We start from the raw sequence: 21,267 nt of genomic DNA, 5'->3' as shown, positions 1-21,267 counted from the left end.
GGTTTACTGTTAAAAATTCACCTGTGCACCCACCGTCAGTGAACGGATCAGCGGATAAGCGTCATTCATGTTCTCAGGGTCCATGAACTTCGGCACTTTCGAGAAAGTCAGGAGGTTAAAGCCTGAAGTGAACACTCGGAGTCTTTCTATTTTGATCTTCCTGCTCAGGCTTTCCGGAACGGTGTAGCCCAAAGTGACGTTCTTCAGCCTCATAAAAGCGGCATTCAGCAGGTATCTCGACTGCACCTGCATGTTTTTGAGGGCAGGTTTGAAGGCCGGGTAGAAAGCGTCGGTGCGTTCGGGTGTCCATGAGTTATAGTACACCTCAGGAGTGCCGATGCCGCCGTTGATGTTGGTGCCGTTGATCAGCCCCCAGTACAGGTAACTCCCTGACCAGTAATCTCTTTTACCCGTGCCCTGCCAGAACATGTTGAAGTCGAAGTTTTTCCAGCCCAGGTTGGCATTGATACCGAACTGGTATCTCGGGGTCGAATTTCCGATGATCTTACGGTCTCCGGGGTTGGTGACGGTAGAGTTGCCGAGGGTAATTTTTCCATCGCCGTCAAGATCCGAATAGCGTACGTCGCCCGGTCTCCATACTGCACCCGATATCTGGGTTTGTACGGGAGCTGCTTTGATCTCGTCGGCCGTCTGGAAAATCCCTACGGTCTCATAGCCCCAGATTTCGCCCATTTGTTTGCCCTCATAAAGGGAGGCGATCAGCTGCTGCGGGTTACCGGAGAACTTCACGACTTTGGAACGGGTGTCGGCCAGCACCAGGGACACGTCATATTTCAGACCGTTGGCAAATCCGTCGGTATATTTGGTCGATAACTCCCATCCGTTGGTCTCCAGGCTGCCCGTGTTCCTGTTCGGTACGCTCGTTCCCAGCACAGACGGCAACTGCTCGGCAGAAGTCAGGATATTGCGGGTGGTTCTTCTGTACCAGTCGAAAGTGGCACTCAGTTTATGTTTGAAAGAAACGTCCAGACCGAAGTCGATGGTCGTCGCGGTTTCCCAGGTCAGGTCTGAACTTACCAGGCCGGGAGGGTTGATGCCGATCGGTCTTACGCCATTCATCAGGTAAGCCACCTGGGGTGTCAGTCCGTAAGAAGAAATGTAGGCATAGTTGGCTACGTCCTGATTACCCAGACTACCGTAAGAGGCCCGGAGTTTCAGGTCAGGTAAAACAGACCTCAGTCCGCTCATGAAACTTTCTTCGGAGATTCTCCAACCGGCAGAAACCGACGGGAAAAGTTTAAACCTGCTCCCCTGCGGAAATTTAGAGGTACCGTCATACCTGGAGTTGACCTCGAGCAGGTATTTGTTGTCAAAAATATAGTTCAACCTCGCAAAAGCCCCGCGGATAGACCAGTGTGACTCGTTATCCCCGAAAGTTTTGGCACCGTTGGCGAGCTTTAACACGGGAATAGCGTCGGTGATCAGGTCATTGCCCTGGGCGGTGAGGTCGCGGTAAAGCGACAATTCCTGGTTGTAACCCGCTACTGCTGAGATGTCATGTTTGCGGCCGATGGTCTTGAAGAAATCAAAGTAAGCATTATAAACGGTATAGTCGCTTTTGGAGAAAGTCTTGCTGACGGTACTGAATCCTTCCACAAAAGGAACCCAGGTTTTCTCCACACGGTACACCAGCGGCAGATGCATCTTCTGGTTTTCGCTGATGGTCTTGTAGGCAAAGTTCGTTTTGAAACTCAGGCCTTCCAGCAGCTTCACGGTTCCCTCAATTTTCATCAGGAGGTTGGAATTCTGCAGGGAAATGTTCCCGTCATTGTGAAAAGCGTTGAGCTGGGTGTGGGTGGGCATCACCCCTACCGGCGAATCGGCCGGTGTAAACCTCGGGGTCATCAGACTCCTCCACCCGATGCGGGAAAGGAACTCAAAATAGTTGTCGGAATAGGCCGAATACCCGCCCTGTCCATGCGGACGTTTGGAGTTGGAGCCAGTATACATCACTTTGGTGTCGATATTGAGCCATTTGTTGATGTCAGAGGTAAAACCCAGCATGGCATTGTAGGTTTTTCTCCAGTCGTCGCCCAGGGCAATCATCCCCTCCTGGTCCCTGATGCCCAGTGAGGCGTAATAGGTACTTTTGGCTGCTCCGCCGGAAACCGAAAGGTTATGCGTTTTCAGCGGGGCCGATGATTTGAGGAATTCTCCCCAGGGATCGATGTTCGCCACCCAGATGTTGGTGCCCCCGGCGATATAATAGCTCGGTGCTGTGGTTGGGTTGGCGTAATAGTTTTTTACCTGCTGCAGTTTGAAGAGGTCATCAGCCGAAGCAGAGGCTCCTTCAAGCACCTGGGCGTTGATGACAGCCTCCTGGTACTCCACAGAGTTCAGTTGTTTCGGTCTGTTGATCGGGCTTTGCTCCTGGTGGCTGTAAGAATAGGAAACCCTGGGAGCTTTGTCCTTGCTTCCTTTCTTTGTTGTTATCAGGATGACCCCGTAGGCGGCCCTGGCACCATAAATAGCAGAAGACGCCGCATCTTTCAATACAGAAAGGCTCTCGATATCAGTCGGATTGAGGTTATTGATCTCCATCGGGATGCCGTCGACGAGGATCAGCGGGCTGCCGCTCCTGAAACTCCCGCCGGAAAACGAAGTACCACCCCTGACGTTAAAAGACGGGTCTTTCACGGGGTTACCATCCGCAAATGTAATGTTCAGGTTAGGCACCACACCCTGTAATGCCTGTCCGATGCTGGCCACCGACTTGGTTTCCAGCTGTTTGGCTGTCACCTGGTCGACCGCCCCGGTCAGGTTGACCTTCTTCTGGGTACCATAACCCACCACCACCACTTCTTCAAGCAGTTTGGATTCGGCCTTCAGGGCTACTTCGAGCACGAGGGTGTTGCCCACCGTGATTTCGAGGTTCTGATAACCTACAAAACTGAAAACCAGCACCGACCTGGAGTCCGGCACATCAATGCTGAACTTACCGTTACCGTCGGTGGTGATGCCCCGTGTCGTACCTTTGAGCACCACACTGACACCCGGAAGCACCTCATTGTTCTGGTCCTTCACGACCCCGGTAATAGTCAGGTCAACATTGCCCGGAATCTCCGAGCGGGCTTTGTTGAGGGTCTTTTCAGCTTCGGCTGCGGCCTTTTTCTGCAGCACCACATGGTTACCTGAAATGGTATAATTGATCTTCAGGGGAGCAAAAACCCTGTTAAGCACCTCGGCAAACGAGGCATTTTTGATATCGATGCTCACCTTGTTGTCGGTACCTATCACGGTGTTGCTGTAAATGAATCTCGCATTGGAGACCTGTTCCAGTTCCCGGATGGCATTCTTCAGGGTCTGCTCTGAAATCCTGATGCTTATGCGTTTGTCTCCGAGCTCCTGGGAATAGGCATCATTGGCGATGCTGATGCTCAGAAACGACACGGATAATACGATCTGAATGAGTGTTATTCTCATAAATTGTAGAATAAGCCTACGCGATTGTAGATTTATTTTCATAGTTTTACATTGTTTTATTGATAAATGAAACACGAAAGCCCGAACATAGAAACGCCAATTTCAACGGGCTTTATAAGGTCTATTCTGTTCCTCAGATAGACCTTATTTTATGGTGGGGGGAAAGGTTTTTTCTTCATCTTTTTGGTCAGGTAATTGATTTATTGTACTTCTATCCTCTGTTTTTCAACAGCCTTTCGAATGGACGCGGACTTTACCCTCTTCCATTTCAAAGTCAGCATTCAGGGCAAAACAGATGAGCCTGATTTTCTCATAAAGCGGCTCATCGGCCAGCAGAGCGGTGATCTTACAGTGTGCCACAGTCTCCCGGTTATATTCAATCTTGACATGATAGGTCTCAGAAAGCAGATCGAAGACCTCTATGACCGGGGTATCATTAAATTCAAATGTCATTTTCTGTACCTTTTCAACCAGGTCCTGCTTTGAGGTAGTGGCGGGCTGAAGCGGTTCGGCCGACTTGCCGTCAAACTTGATCATCTGGTTGGCCGACAACAGGATGGTAGGACTGAGTCCTTCTATGCTGCCGGTGTCTTCCTTTTCTCTTTTGTAGACCGCCACTTTTCCTGTTTTGACAATCACTTCATTTTCACTCTTTCCACGGGAGGTTTTCAAGGTAAAGCTGGTGCCCAGTACTTTGGTCGTGTAGTCATCGGTGTAGACAATGAAAGGAGAGTTTACGTCTTTAAGGATTTCAAAAAAACCCTCCCCTTCAAAAAACACTTCCCTTTTATGGTTGCTGAAGCTTTTGGTAGAGTAAGTGATTTTGCCGCCGGGTTGTAAAATCACCGAGCTTTTGTCCGGTAAAATGATGGTCAAAAGGTTACTTCCCCCGTTGATCTTTTCTATGATGTCAGCTTCTTTTGTAGATGCCGTCAATTGCTGAAAAGCCGTCTGATCTTTCTTGAAATAAGTGTAAACAGACAAGCTTAATATCAGCAGGGCCGCCGCTGCACCAGCCAGGTACCACTTTTTCCGGCCTGTTGTTTCCTCTGAAAGCTCCTGCCGGGGAGATTCTTTGAACTGCCCCAGCCCCGACCTGACGATGGACAGGCTTTTCTCCACATCTACCGGGTATTGCGGATGTTTTCTTTCAAATTCATCGAGGTATTGGTAAAAAAGCTCCTCGTTTGAACGGTCTTCGAGCCATTGTTCAATACTTTTCCGTTGTATGCTCGTGTAATTTCCGCTTAAGAAATTAAAAATGACGTCTTTAGTTATGTTGTTTTTCATGATTTTAGTTCAGACAACTGGCTTAACTTAAAAATAAAATGATGGCTATAAAGAATTCAGACTTCAGTTCGTTCCTGATTTTCTGGAGTGCCCTGCTGATCAGCCGCTCGACGGCACTGACTGTGATGCTAAGGTCGCTGGCAATCTCCGCGTATTTTTTTCCTTCGAGCCGGGAGAGCTGGAAGGCCCTCCTCGACTGACCCGGTAAACTTTTGATAACCCCGTCGAGTTTCAGATTAAGTTCGTGATAAAACAATATCTCATCCGGTTTGTCTACCTGGTCGGTGGTGGTGTAATCTGATTCTTCCAGGTTTACTTCCGGTTCTTTCAGGAATTCAGATTTAAGGTAATTGATGGACCTGTTCCTTACACTTTTATAGAGATAGGCCCGGTAAGACACCTCGATTTTCATGTACAGCTGTTTCTGCCACAGATTGATGAATATCTCGGAAACAATGTCTTCAGCCGTCTCTTTTGAATGCACAAACCGGATGCAACTGCTGCACAGGTTGGCATAATACTTCCGGAAAAGCAGCTCAAAGCCCTTCTCAGGAGATATTTCAAAGAGTTTCCTCAGGTATTTTTCTTCGTCCAGGATCAGGGAAGGTTCGGAAGTTTCCTCCCGGCCCGGGCCGGCCTCCCCTTCCGGGATCTCATTTTTAAGGTTGTTATTTTTTGTCATACTTACACTCGTCAGTCATACTGTACAATTCAGGGACAGAATATAATTATTTCACCCCACATTATTGTTGAAAATCTTTTTTTATTGGGGAACGGAAAGAAGGAGAATGGAAAAAGAAGCATTTGCTGTTTTCTTAAATTCACAGCCATACATAATCTCTGTTGTCAGCGTCCAAACGTAGTTGTCAGACCAGACACGCTTTCTTCCTCTTCTTCCTCCACTTTCCTTTTTCCATTTTCCTTTCTGCATTTTCCATAACTTGCAAAATCATTCACGATGTAACCCATGTCCGATAAGATACCTCCTTTTTTCTCCGCCGGTAATTTTCAGAAGCTCTGTGATGAACTGGCCTTCAGTGATGCAGACCTCGGTTTTGTCATCAATACCTACGGCTACCCGCCCATGTGGAGCAGGCCGAACACGTTTGAGTCGCTGGTGCACATCATCCTGGAGCAGCAGGTGTCGCTGGCTTCTGCCCTGGCTACGCTGAATAAACTGAAGGAAAAGATCGGGGAAATTACGCCGGAAGGTGTATTGGCCCTGAATGATGAAGAATTAAGGGCCTGTTACTTCAGCAGACAGAAAACAGTCTATGTCAGGCACCTGGCAGAGGCTTTGCTGAACGGGGTGATTGATCTGGACAACCTGGCAACGCTGTCGAATGACGAAATAAGACTGGTCCTGAACCGCCTCAAAGGCATCGGCGACTGGACGGTGGATATTTACCTGATCTTTGTTTTACAGCGATCCGACATCTTTCCTGTGGGTGACCTGGCAGCAGTCAATGCCCTGAAACAACTCAAAAAACTACCGAAAGAAACCTCAAAAGAAGACGTTCTGGCCACCGCCCTCCTTTGGCAGCCGAGCCGCACGATAGCGACGATGGTTTTATGGCATTATTATTTATCGGTGAGAAGGAAGGGGTGATTTCTTCGAAGGGTTTTGCTACAAAAGCACGAAGATGTTGCCGAGGTAAAAGAAACTGTGTCCTCGTGGCTATTTTTCGAAAGACTTTGTCAAAAAAAACGGCCTTCCTGATTGCAGAAAGACCGTTGGAAAAGACTCAGCCAGGTTCTCAGAATCTGGCGGCGAAGGTTTGTGCAAACTGTTCCAATTTCGTTGCTCCGTTTACCGGGGCACCTTGCTGTAAGAAGTCTGCAGGGATGGAGCCATTACGGAATCCGGAGCCCATTTCTACGTAAAGTCCGGCGATTTCTTCAGGTAAACCGGCCTGTAACATGCCGCCAAGGGCTTGCTCGTCTGTAAATTCTACCCACGGCAACTCAGGTTTGCCAATGGCCGCACCGAAAGCTTTTGCCACTTCTTCTCCTGTTTTGACATCACTCACAATGTACTGCACGTTTTTACCCTCCGGTAATTTGACCAGTTCCTCGGCTACCGCAGTGGCAATATCTGAAGGGTACACCAACGGAATCTGAATACCACCCGGGAAATTGCTGCCCGTAATGCCCGCACCTTTGATAAGAGGAATATCGTTAAAGAAATTGTTGTAAAAGTATCCTGCACGAAGATAGGTAACCGACACATTTTCCAATTCATTGAACAGTTGCTCAATGTGATATAAACCTGCAATCGGCCCGGTACCTGATGGCTGATCCGCCCCGATACTGCTCAGCATCACCACACGGCCAACGCCTGATTTGGTAATGGCTTCAGCCAGGGCTTTTCCTGCTGCCACGGTATTGGCAATCACATTTTGTCCACCCAGGTTTGGAGGGGTCATGGTAAAAACAGCCTCTGCTCCTGTAAATGCACTTTCAAGAAAAGCCGCATCGCTTACCGAGCCAATGGCAGCCTTTGCCCCCAATGCTTCTATCTCAGCGTGTCTGTCTGCATTGCTGCTGATGACGGTTACCTGGTGTCCTGCTTCTGTTAGTTTTTGTGTCAATGGTTTCCCGATGTTACCGAGAGAACCTGCAATGGTAATTTTCATGTTTGTATTATTTTCTTTTGTTTTTTTGATGGGACAAAGGTATATTTGTACTTACTTTTATACAAGTACTTACCTTAAAGTATGTATCATGACAGCCATCAAAGAAAGCTCGACCATCCAGGAAAATAAACGGTATGCCCTGGAACAATGCCCTGTCACCTATGTAATGGAGAAAATAGGCGGATATTGGAAACCCATTATCCTGTATCAGCTGACTTCGGGCAGCAAGCGGTACAGTGAGTTGAAACGGGCCATCCCGGCCATCACTGAAAAAGTGCTGATACAGCACCTGAAACAACTGGAGGCCGACAAACTGATCATCAGGGAAGCCAAACCGGTGGTGCCGCCCTATGTGACCTACAGCATGACCAAAGCAGGGTTCGGCTTACAGCCCATCATTGCGTCGATGGCCGACTGGGCTTTTGCGGATATGAAAGGGTCTTTCGAGGAAGTGGTGGAGGCTTAATATTAAAATCTATCCAATACAGAGAAACACACCTCTGTTTTATAGAAACCTGGCTGGCAATTCTCAATGTCAGCTAAAGAATTGTTTTTTCAATGAGCTGTCCAACGTCTTATGACGTGCCGGACGGCGACACCCGGTCTCTGACCGGAGGTGAGGTAAACGGATTAATTTATAAAAATCGGTGTCCTTTTTAAAACCTGACTCAATGTTTATGTGATCACTTAATATCCTGGCAGGATTGGCAGCATATAGTTTCATCCGTAAGAAACCATCCATCAAATATCGAACTGTGAGAACCAATCAACCGTACATTTTTTAATTACCACACTCAGTTTATAAAAATCTGAGTTTATTTTATCACTATGCCTGTTTATTCAACATCTATACGGCAATTATATTATATTTGTCAACCTGTAATCAATCCCAGATAATCTAAACTGCCCGTTGCATGAAAACGAATGAAGATTTAAAAAGCATGTCTGTTCAAGAGCTGACAGAGAAAAAAACAAAGCTCAAAAAGACGATCCTGATCATCGGCTCCCTCATGGGTATAGCCATCCTCTTCCTGATTTATACGGTCATAGAAACTAAAAACTATGTCTTTCTGGCTATAGGCATAGGAGCTTCTTTTAGCTTATTGCCCGGCTTTATCCAGTTGAAAAACATTGATAACGAAATCAAGGGAAGAAATTAAAGCCAGTCAGTAAAATAAGATGGAAGCCAATTGCCTGAATTGCGGGAACGAGGTATCACAAAAGTACTGCGGCCATTGTGGCCAAACCTCCAGCACGCACCGCTACTCTTTAAAACATTTCATTACGCACGACTTCATTCATGGCGTGTGGCATGTGGACAAAGGTATTTTGTATACCCTCAAAGAACTGTTTGTTAATCCCGGCAACAGCGTTCGCGGCTATGTGCTGGGCAAACGGGTGGGATATTTTAACTTTATCACGCTGATCCTGCTCGTTTTAGGTATATCCGGACTGCTCGGCCCATATACTCATATTAAACTGGCTGATTTAATGTCGGAATCCAGTAAAAAAACCGTTAGTGAACTCGAGGCATTTGCAAGTCACTATCCAAAGCTGGTTTTGCTCATTACCATACCTATCACGTCGCTTTTCAGCCTGTTCTGGTTCAGGAAAGCAAAGTTTAATTATGCAGAGCACCTGGTACTTAATTCTTACAAGGCTGCGGTCGAGATGATTGTCTCGCTGGTTTTTACCGTGATCACTATATTTTATACCAACCTGAAAGGCCTGCTGTTGATTTACTACCTGGGCATTGAAGTTTTTGTGTTCGTCTACACCATCTGGTTTTATTACCAGTTCTTCTCCAAGTCGGGTTATTCAAAAAAGGCTCTGCTGATCAGAAGTTTTATGGTGCCTGCATCCATTATGTTCCTTTCCGTTGTAGTCGGTATCATCATGGGAGTACTCAACCATCTTCCGCATTGATCAGAAGCAAGTCGGACGGGGAGACGGTTCGATAAAAGAGATTGGCATAATAGTAAAAGCCCCGGAAATTTTCATTTCCGGGGCTTTTGTTTACCTAATATATCTTATAATCCTACTTTTACTAATTTGGCATTGCCCGCTTTATTGTTTTCCAGGACAAAATAGAGTTTCTTGTCTTTAGTATCTACAACATAGTTTTTCAAAAGATAGGCCGACAAAGGCTGAAAACTTGTAGGATATTTAATTTCCAGAGGTTTGGCCTTTTCAATCAGATTTAAAACCTGGTTTCCTTCGGAGTGACATACTACACTATATATCCCGTTGTCAGTTTTGACCAATGTACTCGAAATAGGATCTTTTTGTGGCCCATTGTTAAAAACCAACATCATTTCCGGATTTGTAAGATCGGCATTTATCTTACAAACAATGGAGTTTGTGTAAGTACTTACACCTTGAGAAACAGTGGATTGAGTACTTGCAGCATAAAACGCTCCATTAAAGAAAACGGGGGTTGCAATTGCAAAGCCAGAATGATGAAGACCAACACCTATTTTCATTTGAGCTCCCAGGTTTTCAGAACTGACTTTACCTGATTTATCAACGATAAGCCTTTCAAGGTATTCTGTGTTCTTTTTTATTGAATATTCGGCATACTTATTTAAAATATGAAATTGCCCATTTTTTAACACCGCAAAAGAGGGATAATAATAGTCATCTTTCTCAGGGTTTTCACCGTGAATCAAATCAATTTTCATCTCTAATTCTCCAGCGTTATTGATATAAAACAAATTAAACTTATTGCGGATCGGATCCTTTCTTTTATTCTGCCCCATCATTTCTGAATCATTTTCAAAAGCAACCAGAATACCCTTCTGATTTCCGGCTTCATCATATACTGTAATGGCAGAGTTTAATGCACGCAGATACTCGAAATCCAACTGGTGTATTTTAACAACTTTCCCGTCTCTATCGAAAACAATAAGAGCAAAGTTCTTCGTAAGCCAGTAATTGTCGTCTGGATTTACTCTGTTCACTAAAGTAATATAGTTTCTGTCCCCTAATTTTGCCTTTAGTTTTAAATTATTATTCAAATATAAATTCTTGGTAGCACTTCTCCATTCATCTACATTAATGGGTTCCTTCGTCTCTCCCCTCTCAAACTTTCCAAAACCTGTAGCTCTGAGATTGTGTGTCATCTTATTTATGGTTAAGTTAGAGTTTTTCACTCTCCCCTCTTGCAGCATCTCAAAAGAAATTCCGTCCTGATCTCCTAAAATGGTTTTGTTTTGCTTGTAGAATTGACTCACCGTATTTATGGTGTACTTATTGATCACCTTGCCAGAAGCCGGCTCCTGAAATTCATATTTCTTAGAGGCGTTTTCGGCAATACTCACAATCACATTTTCATCTTGCTTCAACGTATTTAAGTTAACATCAAAATAATTAGATGTAACAAGATTAAACCCTCCGGAGAAATCATACAACCTTTTGCCATTTTCAAACAAATCACCGTTGGCAGGAATAAATGAATTTACCTTAACGCTATCATTTGCCACTACCATATTTAATAAGAAAGGTCTCTGGTCTGGCTTACGATCACTATTTCTTTTGCTTACATATTGAAAATCAATTGTTTTCTCAATTACCTGGGCATTAGCGTTGTTATAAAAAAGGATTAAACTAAAAAGAAAAGATAATTTTACTTTCATGGGATAAGATTTAATTAATTTGATTGGCAGGCAAGATAATATACGAAACCAAGCTAAAAAAGAACATCCATCATTATTAACAAAATATTTACGTGTAATGGTAGGCTGACAGGATTACAATTTTCGGGAAGATATTTTTGAAAGGGTATAAAACAAAAAAACCTGCCGTTAAGCAGGTTTTTTAAAATTTTGTGATCCCGATAGGATTCGAACCTATGACCCACAGATTAGAAATCTGTTGCTCTATCCAACTGAGCTACGGAACCGTTTGAAAAAAAAATGTATCAATTTTGGTATTTGAAAATTTGAAAATTACAATCTTCAAATTGACAGATCTTCAAATTGACACATTTTATGTTTCCAGTCGGGGTGGCAAGATTCGAACTTGCGACCTTCTGCTCCCAAAGCAGACGCGATGACCGGGCTACGCTACACCCCGAGAACTTCTTCAGATTAAGATGCGGAGAGAGCGGGATTCGAACCCGCGGTACCGTTTCCAGTACGACAGTTTAGCAAACTGTTGGTTTCAGCCACTCACCCATCTCTCCGTTTTTCCGAAAAGGTTTGCAAATATAGAAGTTTCTTTCTTACCCACCAAACCCAAATTGAAAAAAAATTATAGCCCCACCCTTCAAAAAACACATTCCGGCCTTTAAAATATTGATTTGCAAGCCGTTGTTTGCCAAAAAAAATTTTGTGTTTTTGCAATATTTTTTTTGTCCTGTTCCCAAACATCCCGCTCCCGCTGCCTCAGACCACATTTTAGCCTTCTCTCTCCGGATAATTTATTTGCCGTTGCCCCGGATATTTTTTCTGCAGTCTATATAAGCCCCCCTTTCTGCCTTCAAAATATGATATGCATCATGATCAGTCAACTTCGAAAAGTATAATTTTTATTTTCCTAAAAAAGAGGTAAATTTGCGGAATTTTAAAAATCAAAACTGATTCAAAACTAGTTTTAACATTACACGGAATGGTACAAGATATTTTCGAAAAAGTTGTCAATAATTTAGGGCCGATTGGTTCTCATGCTTATTACTCTCATCATTATTACTCTTTCCCGAAACTTACAGGCGATCTGGGCCCCTATATGGAATTTAACGGACAGAGAATGCTTAACTGGTCTCTTAATAACTACCTGGGTATTGCCACGCACCCTGAAGTAAGAGAAACGGACGCAGCCGCGGCCGCAGAGTTCGGGCTGGCCTATCCTATGGGTGCCAGGATGATGACCGGGAATACGGACCTTCATGAGGAATTTGAAAGACAACTGGCCGAATTTGTCGGGCAGGAAGATGCCTTCCTTCTAAACTACGGATACCAGGGCGTGATGTCAGCCATCGAAGCCATGGTAGACGCTAAGGATGTCATAGTTTATGACGCCGAGAGCCATGCCTGTCTGATCGACGGTGTGAGGCTTCACAGGGCCAAAGGAGGTAAAACTTATACCTTCAAACATAACGACATGGACAGCCTTGAAAAAAACCTGATCCGTGCCACCAAACTGGCTGAAGAACAAAACGGGGGTATCATGGTCATTACTGAAGGGGTCTTCGGAATGTCGGGTGCTGTCGGAAGCCTGGATAAGATTGCAGAACTCAAGAAAAAATACAATTTCAGATTACTGGTGGATGACGCCCATGGTTTCGGTACGATGGGAGAAACAGGTTCGGGTGTTCCGGAATACTTCGGTGTTCAGGATGCCGTTGACCTTCACTTCTCGACTTTCGCCAAATCAATGGCAATGATCGGAGCCTTTATCGCAGCTAAGAAAGACATCATCATGTATCTTAAATACAACATGAGATCTCAGACCTACGCCAAAGCTTTGCCTATGCCGTTTGTAATAGGCGGGATGAAGCGTCTGGAAATCATCAAAAGACAGCCGGAACTGAAAGAAAACCTTTGGAAGATCGTTCATGCCCTACAGTCGGGTTTCCGGGCAAGAGGTTTTGATATCGGAAATACAGAGTCGCCGGTCACGCCGGTATTCCTTCAGGGAGACTATGATTTACCGACGGTCACCAACCTCATCAGGGACATGCGTGAGAACATGGGTGTTTTCTGTTCTATCATTGTGTATCCGGTGGTTCCGAAAGGTGTTATTCTCCTGAGAATTATCCCTACAGCCGCCCATACGCTTGAAGATGTGGAATATACCATGAATTGCTTCGAAAAAGTAAACGAAAAATTAAAGAGCGGAGCTTACAAACCTCAGGCATAAAAAATACCTCTTAAAAGAGCTCAAAAGCCGCAGGAACATGTGTTCTGCGGCTTTTTTGGCATAAATGCAGTCAAAAAGGTGCCGGTTAATCAATAATCTTATTATTTTTAAAGATTATTTAAAAATAATTCAATTATTTATTTAAATTGCATTCAGTAAATCTAATTTTAAACTTAAAAACCCTTATAATTCCATGGATAAGTACTCAGAACTTCATGCCCTTGTTGCGTCTTTGAAAGATGATTTTGAAAAATTTTATGACAAAAAGAACAAAGCGGCTGGTACTCGCGTAAGAAAAGGCTTACAAGATGTTGCTGCCTGGGCTAAAACTGTTAGAACTGAAGTTCAGCAATTAAAAAACGAAGGTCTTTAATAATCGCTCCTCTCATCTAAAGAAACCAAAAAGAAAAATGCCCCCGGAATCCGGGGGCATTTTAGTTGGTACTGATCAGTAGTTCTGGTCGTTCCAAAGGGTTCCTATGCCCCTTATGGTCACTTTCCCCGTTTCTTTGTTGTAGATTTCGGTAGCAATCTCCGCGATGTGCTTGGCTTCATTCACTGAAACCACTTTGAAGTAAACTTCGTATTCAGTATTCACAAACATAGGTCGCAGGTATTCAGTCACCTGCTTCATATACACAGAACCGGGTCCACCGGGCTTGTCCATCCCCAAAAACTTGGTGAAGACACTGCTGCTCAGGTGTCCGTGAATGATAGGCTTAAGAAACTTGGTCTGTGCGGCATATTCCGCGTCAAGGTGAATAGGGTTGTGATCACCGGTCAGATTCGCAAAACCAATAACGTCCTCTTGTGTAAAACTAAATGTTCGGCGATATTCTGTGCCAACAGGAATCTTCTCAGTCATAGTAAAACTCATTTATTATTTTAGGTTGGTTAAATACATTTGTTATGTCATCCGGAAGTATGATCGCTGACAATCAGCCACTTTCCGTTTATTTTCTTAAATATTAAGGTAAAATAGCCCTGCAAATCTCCCAGATCAGGCCTGGTCAGGTGAAATTTACCCAATACCCATGCCGATTCTTTTGAAAGCAGGTCGATTTCCTGGATATCAAACTTAAGCGTACCCATGGCCGCTTTGTCAGGATAAGACTTCAGGTATCTTTGCTTGGTGGCCTCCCACCCTTTTACAACTCCGTTTTTACCAATAAATTTCAGATCGTCCGATTTATAATAATCTTCCATGAAAGCCGGGATGTCGGCCTTGTTCCAGTTACTTACCTGCCGGTTCAGCACCGCCTCAATTTCCTTCTTTTTTTCGGTATTTTGTGAAAAACTTAAAAAACCTGAGCCAATTAAGTAAATTAATAAAATAAGTTTCTTCATTTTTACAAAAATATTTTTTTAGTAAAGTTATTTAAAGAAAGTGAGTAAGCAAAAGATTTTATTTATCATTAATCCTAATTCCGGAGGAAAGTCAAAAAATAAAAATATTGAAGAAAAAATAAAGAAAATCATCCCGAAAAATGCCTCTGAGCTGATTTTTGAATATACCGCCAGAGCAGGGCATGCTGCTGAAATTGTTTCTGAATACCTGCAAAAAGGGCTTGATCATTTTGTGGCCGTAGGTGGCGACGGTACCGTCAATGAAATTGCCGCCCGGCTGCGTAATACCGGGGCTTTGCTATCCATTATTCCGCTGGGATCGGGCAACGGACTGGCCAGGCACCTGAACATCTCTTTCAAGCTGGAAAAAGCAGTGAAGATCATCCTGGATAAAAACATCAAAACCATTGACTCCGGTGAAATCAACGGCATTCCGTTTTTCTGTACAGCCGGAATCGGTTTCGATGCGTATTGTGCCGATATCTTCAACAACGGCCATCACGGCAGAGGTCTGTCTAACTATGTCAGGATCATTCTCACCAATTTCTTTACCTACAAAGCTAAAAAATGCTCCTTTGAGGGCAATCCCGTGGAATATTTCAGCATGAGTTTCGGCAATGCAGACCAATTCGGCAACAACGCTTACATTACGCCTAAAGCCATCATTGATGATGATTTCCTGGATTGTACGCTGATCAAAAAACACCCGAAGTTTCACGGGCTTGAACTGATGTACAGGCTGATGAATAAGACCATCGATCAGTCAAGGTATACAGAATATTACAGGGCCAAAACCTTTAAGGTAGAGGCCGATGAAAACCTGTTGATCCATTTTGACGGAGAGTCAAAACAACTGGTTACCCATCAGCTGGAGGTGAAAATAATTGAAAAGGCCCTCAGGATAACATCCGGAATTTAATAGTAAATTGCAGCGTCAAAGGCAGTATTTAAAGTAAATAAGGTATGAAGAAGAACCAGGGAGGTATCGTTTACTCCACCAATCCATCGTTTCAGTTTGAATCTCAGAACGAAGAAAACGAAACACCAAGCAATGACAAACAGAGTTTTAAAATATGGCTTGACCGCAAAGGCGGTAATAAGGTAGTGAGCAGGGTTGAAGGCTTTATCGGCAAGGACGATGATCTTCAGAAGCTGAAAAAGCAGTTACAGAACCTTTGCGGAACCGGTGGCAGCACGAAAGACGGGGAAGTGCTGATCCAGGGCGACCACAGGGATAAAATTCTTGGCTTTCTAACCAAAGAAGGTTACAAAGCCAAGAAAGCGGGAGGGTAAATTATTTTACCCCTCCCATCCAGTTTTTTATAGGCTTGTAGAAAACCAGCAGTACTAAACCAAAGCCCACAGCGATCAGAAAGACCTGTTGGAACAAAGCAGGCATCTGGGCTACATTTTCTTTATTAAAATTACCTGCAAACAGACCTGCGATCAGGTTGCCGAGGGATGCTCCCACAAACCAAAGGCCCATTAACTGACTGTAGTATTTTTTAGGGGCCAGTTTGGTATAGGCACTCAGACCCACTGGACTGGCGAAGAGCTCACCTAATGTGTGCAAGAGATAAGTGGCAACCAGCCATCCCATTCCGGCAAGTGTACCATCCAGAACGCGTTTTGCGGCCAGGTACATCACAAAGAAACCTAAGCCCATCTGAATCAGACCCAAACCGAACTTAATGGGTAAAGTAGGATTGAGGTTTTTCTTGTTCAGTACGATCCATAATACCCCGACAGGGGCTGAAAACAACAGGATAAAAAAGGAGTTGGCATTCTGCATCCAGGAAGCGGGCAGCTCCCAGCCGAACAAGTGACGGTCTGTGTGACGGTCAGCAAAAATGGTCAGCGTAGTACTGGCCTGCTCAAATCCGGACCAGAAAACGGAAATACCGACAAAAAGAATAAACAAAACCCCTACCCGTTTTCTTTCAACGACGGTTAGCGACTTATCCAAAAAGCCGATATAAATAAAATAAGCCAGGGTTATCGCTGAAATGATGTATTTCATGATATTGGCAAGGCCGATACTATCCACCACACCACTGATGACCAGCAAGGCGGTAGCCACCAGAAGGCCGATGACCACGTACACATAAGTAAGAGGCGACTTATTTTCAGGCGGGTTGCCTACTTCGGCAATGTAACGGTTGTTAACTTTAAAGTTGATCACGCCAAATAACATGGCAAAGGCTGCTGCACCGAAACCATAATGCCAGCCTACTTTTTCTCCCAGGTAACCTACGACAAACATCCCCAGGAAAGCTCCCAGGTTGATTCCAAGGTAGAATATTGAAAAGGCGGCATCACGTCGTGCCCCGCCTTCAGGGTACAATTCACCAACGATAGAACTGATGTTGGCTTTCAGTAATCCTGTACCGATGGCTACCAGGCACAAGCCTGCAAAGAAAACTTCTTTTGAGCCGGGAATAGCCAGTACAAGGTGACCCAACATGATGGTAATGGCTCCGTACCAGATTGATTTTTTTTGTCCGAGTATATTATCAGCGATCCATCCGCCAGGTAACGTCAGTAAATACACCGAGGCCATATAAAGGCCCATAATGGCACCACCCTGGTCTTCAGGCAAACCCAAGGCACCTTCGCTCGCCCCTTTTGTAAGGTATAGAAACAAAATGGCTCTCATGCCATAATAGCTGAAACGCTCCCACATTTCAGTAAAAAATAACACAAAGAGTCCTCGGGGATGTCCTAGAAATGTTTTTTCGCTCATTAGATTATCAGGGTATTTGTTTGTTTTGAAATTAATTGCAGGGCAAATTAATCAGCTTTCTGCCAAATTAACAAATTATTGCTGGTTTGGAAGGCTTTTTCCAAAAAAAATCCCTCGTGCCTCCAGGCACGAGGGTACATCATGCTTTGAGGCACGAGGGTACGAAGGCCGGGGCCTTCATTGTTTATTTTGATTCGATCCAGGTTCTGGCATTGACAAATGCCTCGAGCCATGGCGATACTTCATCTTTTCTGCCTTTCGGGTAATTGGCCCACTGCCATTGCAAGGCCGAACGCTCAATGTGCGGCATCGTCACCAGGTGTCTTCCTGTCACATCACACATAATACCGGTATTATAATCAGAGCCGTTAGGATTGGCCGGGTAGCTTTCGTAACCGTATTTCGCAACGATCTGGTACTGGTCCTCAGACTTCGGCAACATAAACTTGCCTTCACCATGCGATACCCATACTCCCAGTGTAGCACCCTCCAGTGTAGAAAGCATGACCGAATTGTTCGCCTGCACCGTCAGTGAAGTAAAGATACTTTCATGTTTACGGCTTTCGTTGTGCAGCATTTTCGGCTGCACATCATGCTCAGGGTAGATAAGCCCCAATTCTACAAATAACTGGCATCCGTTACAGATCCCAACAGACAGGGTATCTTCTCTTTTGAAGAAGTTTTCGATAGCTACCCTGGCTTTTTCATTGTACTTGAAAGCCCCTGCCCATCCTTTGGCTGAACCGAGAACATCAGAGTTAGAGAATCCACCGACAGCTCCTAAGAACTGGATATCTTCCAGGTTTTCCCTTCCTGAAACCAGGTCTGTCATGTGAATGTCTTTCACGTCAAATCCGGCCATGAACAGGGCGTTAGCCAGTTCTCTTTCCGAATTACTTCCTTTTTCACGGATAATGGCAGCTTTAGGCCTGGTTTTTAAACCTTCCAGGTCAGGTTTCTTTCCTGTAAAATGAACAGGGAAAGTATATGCCAAAGGCTGATTTTTATAGTTTGCGTAACGCTCAGCGGCTTTTTCTCCCGCACTTTGCTTTTTGTCAAGCAGATAAGAAGTCTTGAACCATACATCACGCAGGTGGTCCACATCAAAAGATAAGGCATCAGCCTCACCGTTTTTGATGGTCAATGCCGGAGTTGAAGTCACCTTTCCTATTTTCGAGTAAGAAACGCCGGAAGCATCAAGCAATGCTTCTGCACTTTCGTCTGCCTGGAATACCACCGAAATATTTTCCGCGAAAAGCACTTTGGTCAGATCCGATTCACCAAGGCCTGTCAGGTCAATTTCAGCACCCAGGTTGCGGTCTGCAAAACACATTTCCAGTAAAGTAGTGATCAATCCTCCGCTGCCTACATCATGACCCGCCTGGATTTTGCCTGAACTGATCAGTTCCTGGATCAGTCCGAAAGCTCTTTTGAACTGAGCGGCGTCTTTGATGTCCGGGGCCTTATCCCCTACCTTATTCAGTATCTGGGCAAAAGAAGATCCTCCCAGCTGATAGGCATCAGCCGAAAGATTGATGTAGTAAATCGCTCCGCCGTCTTTTTGTAAAACAGGCTCCACGATCGCCGTGATGTCGTCACACTGTCCGGCAGCAGAAATGATGACCGTTCCCGGAGCAATCACTTCGTCACCTTTATATTTTTGTTTCATCGACAAGGAATCTTTCCCCGTCGGAATATTGATACCTAATTGAATGGCGAAATCTGAACAGGCCTGCACAGCGTTGTACAAACGGGCGTCTTCTCCTTCGTTTTTACAGGCCCACATCCAGTTGGCCGACAAAGAGACACTCTTCAAACCATCTTTCAGCGGAGCCCAGACCAGGTTGGAAAGGGATTCAGCGATGGCATTGCGGCTACCGGCGGCTTCGTCAATCAGGGCAGTCAATGGTGAATGCCCGATCGAAGTGGCAATACCGTATTTACCGTCAAAATCAAGAGCCATGGCCCCGAGGTTGTTGAGCGGTAATTGCAAAGGGCCGGCACATTGCTGCTTGGCCACACGGCCACCTACGCAACGGTCGACTTTGTTGGTCAGCCAGTCTTTGGCGGCCACGGCCTCCAGTTGTAAAACAGCCTCCAGGTACACCTGAAACTGATTAATGTTATATTCCAAAGGTTGATAAGCCCTTTTCACCGTACGGTCGTCCATGATGGTTTTCGGTGAACTGCCGAACATGTCGTCCAGTTCAAAGTCCATCGGTGTGGCCCCGGTTTTGGCAGAGGCTACCGTAAAACGATGATCTCCGGTTACTTCACCGACCACAAAAAGAGGAGCACGCTCCCTTTCGGCAATCGCCGAAAGCGTTTCGATGTGCTCATTGCTGATCACCAGCCCCATGCGTTCCTGTGATTCGTTTCCGATGATTTCTTTGGCAGAAAGTGTCGGGTCACCTACCGGCAATTTATCCAGATCGATCTTTCCTCCAGTGCTTTCAACGAGTTCAGACAAACAGTTAAGGTGTCCGCCCGCACCGTGGTCATGGATAGAAATGATGCTGTTTTCATCACTTTCAACCATTCCGCGAATGGCATTGGCGACTCTTTTCTGCATTTCAGGATTTGACCTCTGAACGGCATTCAGCTCAATACCCGAACCAAAAGCCCCGGTGTCGGCCGATGAAACGGCTGCTCCACCCATACCGATGCGGTAGTTGTCGCCACCCATCACTACAATTTTATCGCCCGGTTTCGGTTCATGTTTCTGAGATTGCTCCAGTTTTCCGTAACCGATACCTCCGGCCTGCATGATTACTTTATCATAGCCTAATTTACGGCCTTCTTCTTCGTGTTCAAAGGTCAGCAAAGACCCGGTGATCAAAGGCTGTCCGAATTTATTTCCGAAATCAGAAGCTCCGTTGGAAGCTTTGATGAGGATGTCCTGAGGTGTCTGATACAGCCACGGACGTTCTTCCACCCCGTTTTCCCATTCACGCCCTTCTTCCAGACGGGAATAAGCCGTCATATAAACGGCTGTCCCTGCCAATGGCAATGAACCTTGTCCACCAGCCAGACGGTCCCTGATTTCTCCACCCGATCCTGTGGCGGCTCCGTTGAACGGCTCCACAGTAGTCGGGAAATTATGGGTTTCTGCTTTTAATGAAAGAACAGAATCAAATTCCTGCACTTCATAATAAGAGGCCACATCTGCTCTCTGAGGGGCAAATTGTTTTACTCTAGGGCCTTTGACAAAGGCCACATTATCTTTATAAGCCGAAACGATGTCATTAGGATTTTCGGCTGATGTTTTCCTGATTAATTTAAAAAGGGAAGTCGGTTGTTCAACGCCGTCGATGACGAAAGTGCCGTTGAAGATTTTATGTCTGCAGTGTTCTGAATTGACCTGTGAGAAACCGAATACTTCAGAATCGCTTAGTTTGCGGCCCAGTTTTTCAGACAATTTATTCAGGTAATCCACTTCTTCCTGGCTCAGGGAAAGGCCCTCCTGCTTGTTATATTTTTCTACATCTTCAATGTAAAGAATAGGCTCAGGCTTGATGTTGATGGTAAAAACATCCTGATTCAGCTCTTCAAAACGCTGGGAAAGCATCGGGTCAAAGGCGATTTTAGTTTCAGCCGGCTGAAATTCTTCAATCCTGACAATGCCTGTGATTCCCATGTTCTGGGTAATTTCCACAGCATTGGTGCTCCATGGTGTGACCATCGCCGCACGCGGGCCGACAAAGCTCTTTCTTATACTGTTTTCAGGAATAAACGTGGCGTTATCAAATAGCCAGTTTAATTTTGAGATGTCCTGATCTGTAATTTCTTTTTCCGATTGAAGGGCAAAAACCGAATGGTTATTACTAAAAAAATAAATCATAATGAATATGTGAGCAAGTTTGGCTTCAGAAATGAAAGCCCAAAATTACGGAAAAAATAAACCTATTAAAAACTAAGTCTTCATTATCAGGATTATTTTTAAAGATG

General features: G+C 44.9%; 17 protein-coding genes and 3 tRNA genes. 8 read left to right on the top strand and 12 right to left on the bottom strand.

Annotated elements, in window-relative coordinates; translation table 11 throughout:
• Positions 1-9: 9 nt before the first annotated feature.
• The 3 genes from GVN16_RS07165 to GVN16_RS07155 all read right to left on the bottom strand — a co-directional run bounded on the left by GVN16_RS07165 (position 10) and on the right by GVN16_RS07155 (position 5,416).
• Entirely contained in the window at positions 10-3,444 is a 3,435-nt protein-coding gene (locus tag GVN16_RS07165) for a TonB-dependent receptor (RefSeq protein ID WP_166563186.1), read from the bottom strand.
• Positions 3,445-3,669: 225 nt separating this feature from the next.
• Complete coding sequence (locus GVN16_RS07160) at positions 3,670-4,734, bottom strand: FecR family protein (protein ID WP_166563185.1); 1,065 nt, start codon at positions 4,732-4,734, stop codon at positions 3,670-3,672.
• Positions 4,735-4,756: 22 nt separating this feature from the next.
• Entirely contained in the window at positions 4,757-5,416 is a 660-nt protein-coding gene (locus GVN16_RS07155) for an RNA polymerase sigma-70 factor (protein ID WP_166563184.1), read from the bottom strand.
• Between the two features lie 285 nt (positions 5,417-5,701).
• On the opposite strand from GVN16_RS07155, the gene GVN16_RS07150 reads away from it, so the two are divergent.
• Positions 5,702-6,343: a DNA-3-methyladenine glycosylase gene (locus tag GVN16_RS07150; RefSeq protein ID WP_166563183.1), complete on the top strand. Its 642-nt coding sequence runs from the start codon at positions 5,702-5,704 to the stop codon at positions 6,341-6,343.
• A gap of 148 nt (positions 6,344-6,491) precedes the next feature.
• Here the strand turns inward: GVN16_RS07150 and GVN16_RS07145 are convergent, their stop codons facing one another.
• The gene (locus tag GVN16_RS07145; protein ID WP_166563182.1) at positions 6,492-7,370 is read right to left on the bottom strand and encodes an NmrA family NAD(P)-binding protein; all 879 of its coding nucleotides are present in this window, start codon (positions 7,368-7,370) and stop codon (positions 6,492-6,494) included.
• Between the two features lie 88 nt (positions 7,371-7,458).
• Here GVN16_RS07145 and GVN16_RS07140 point away from each other — a divergent pair, with 88 nt between their 5' ends.
• The 3 genes from GVN16_RS07140 (at position 7,459) to GVN16_RS07130 (ending at position 9,296) form a co-directional block, all read left to right on the top strand.
• On the top strand, positions 7,459-7,836 hold the full coding sequence (locus GVN16_RS07140; protein ID WP_166563181.1) for a helix-turn-helix domain-containing protein: 378 nt from the start codon (positions 7,459-7,461) through the stop codon (positions 7,834-7,836).
• A 448-nt stretch (positions 7,837-8,284) separates the two neighbouring features.
• A complete protein-coding gene (locus tag GVN16_RS07135; protein ID WP_166563180.1) occupies positions 8,285-8,530 on the top strand; it encodes a hypothetical protein in 246 nt (81 codons plus the stop codon).
• 19 nt (positions 8,531-8,549) lie between these two features.
• Positions 8,550-9,296, top strand: a complete 747-nt coding sequence (locus GVN16_RS07130) for a DUF3667 domain-containing protein (protein ID WP_166563179.1) — start codon at positions 8,550-8,552, stop codon at positions 9,294-9,296.
• Positions 9,297-9,400: 104 nt separating this feature from the next.
• Here GVN16_RS07130 and GVN16_RS07125 read toward each other — a convergent pair whose 3' ends face one another.
• From GVN16_RS07125 to GVN16_RS07110, 4 genes are all read right to left on the bottom strand, one after another.
• On the bottom strand, positions 9,401-11,005 hold the full coding sequence (locus GVN16_RS07125) for a hypothetical protein (RefSeq protein ID WP_166563178.1): 1,605 nt from the start codon (positions 11,003-11,005) through the stop codon (positions 9,401-9,403).
• A 192-nt stretch (positions 11,006-11,197) separates the two neighbouring features.
• A tRNA-Arg gene (locus tag GVN16_RS07120) sits at positions 11,198-11,271 on the bottom strand.
• A 98-nt stretch (positions 11,272-11,369) separates the two neighbouring features.
• A tRNA-Pro gene (locus GVN16_RS07115) sits at positions 11,370-11,444 on the bottom strand.
• A 22-nt stretch (positions 11,445-11,466) separates the two neighbouring features.
• A tRNA-Ser gene (locus GVN16_RS07110) sits at positions 11,467-11,553 on the bottom strand.
• 425 nt (positions 11,554-11,978) lie between these two features.
• Here GVN16_RS07110 and GVN16_RS07105 point away from each other — a divergent pair.
• Together GVN16_RS07105 and GVN16_RS07100 are read left to right on the top strand one after the other, a co-directional pair.
• Positions 11,979-13,229, top strand: coding sequence for a pyridoxal phosphate-dependent aminotransferase family protein (locus GVN16_RS07105; protein ID WP_166563177.1), 1,251 nt, complete (start codon positions 11,979-11,981; stop codon positions 13,227-13,229).
• A gap of 193 nt (positions 13,230-13,422) precedes the next feature.
• Complete coding sequence (locus GVN16_RS07100; RefSeq protein WP_166563176.1) at positions 13,423-13,602, top strand: histone H1; 180 nt, start codon at positions 13,423-13,425, stop codon at positions 13,600-13,602.
• A 75-nt stretch (positions 13,603-13,677) separates the two neighbouring features.
• On the opposite strand, the gene GVN16_RS07095 is transcribed toward GVN16_RS07100, so the two are convergent.
• Both GVN16_RS07095 and GVN16_RS07090 read right to left on the bottom strand, forming a co-directional pair.
• Positions 13,678-14,094 carry a MaoC family dehydratase gene (locus GVN16_RS07095; protein ID WP_166563175.1) on the bottom strand — a complete coding sequence of 139 codons (417 nt, stop codon included), beginning with the start codon at positions 14,092-14,094 and terminating at the stop codon, positions 13,678-13,680.
• A 47-nt stretch (positions 14,095-14,141) separates the two neighbouring features.
• Entirely contained in the window at positions 14,142-14,576 is a 435-nt protein-coding gene (locus GVN16_RS07090; RefSeq protein WP_166563174.1) for a DUF4440 domain-containing protein, read from the bottom strand.
• Positions 14,577-14,616: 40 nt separating this feature from the next.
• Between GVN16_RS07090 and GVN16_RS26290 the strand changes: the two genes are divergently transcribed.
• A complete protein-coding gene (locus tag GVN16_RS26290) occupies positions 14,617-15,495 on the top strand; it encodes a diacylglycerol kinase family protein (protein WP_166563173.1) in 879 nt (292 codons plus the stop codon).
• A 44-nt stretch (positions 15,496-15,539) separates the two neighbouring features.
• Positions 15,540-15,869, top strand: a complete 330-nt coding sequence (locus tag GVN16_RS07080) for a translation initiation factor (RefSeq protein WP_166563172.1) — start codon at positions 15,540-15,542, stop codon at positions 15,867-15,869.
• A 1-nt stretch (position 15,870) separates the two neighbouring features.
• Here GVN16_RS07080 and GVN16_RS07075 read toward each other — a convergent pair whose 3' ends face one another.
• Both GVN16_RS07075 and purL read right to left on the bottom strand, forming a co-directional pair.
• Complete coding sequence (locus GVN16_RS07075; protein ID WP_166563171.1) at positions 15,871-17,319, bottom strand: peptide MFS transporter; 1,449 nt, start codon at positions 17,317-17,319, stop codon at positions 15,871-15,873.
• A gap of 184 nt (positions 17,320-17,503) precedes the next feature.
• Positions 17,504-21,160, bottom strand: coding sequence for a phosphoribosylformylglycinamidine synthase (gene purL / locus GVN16_RS07070; protein WP_166563170.1), 3,657 nt, complete (start codon positions 21,158-21,160; stop codon positions 17,504-17,506).
• Between the last annotated feature and the right edge of the window lie 107 nt (positions 21,161-21,267).

Source organism: Emticicia sp. CRIBPO, assembly GCF_009905725.1.
Taxonomy (GTDB): Bacteria; Bacteroidota; Bacteroidia; order Cytophagales; family Spirosomataceae; genus Leadbetterella.
This window is presented reverse-complemented; position numbering and strand designations above follow the sequence as displayed.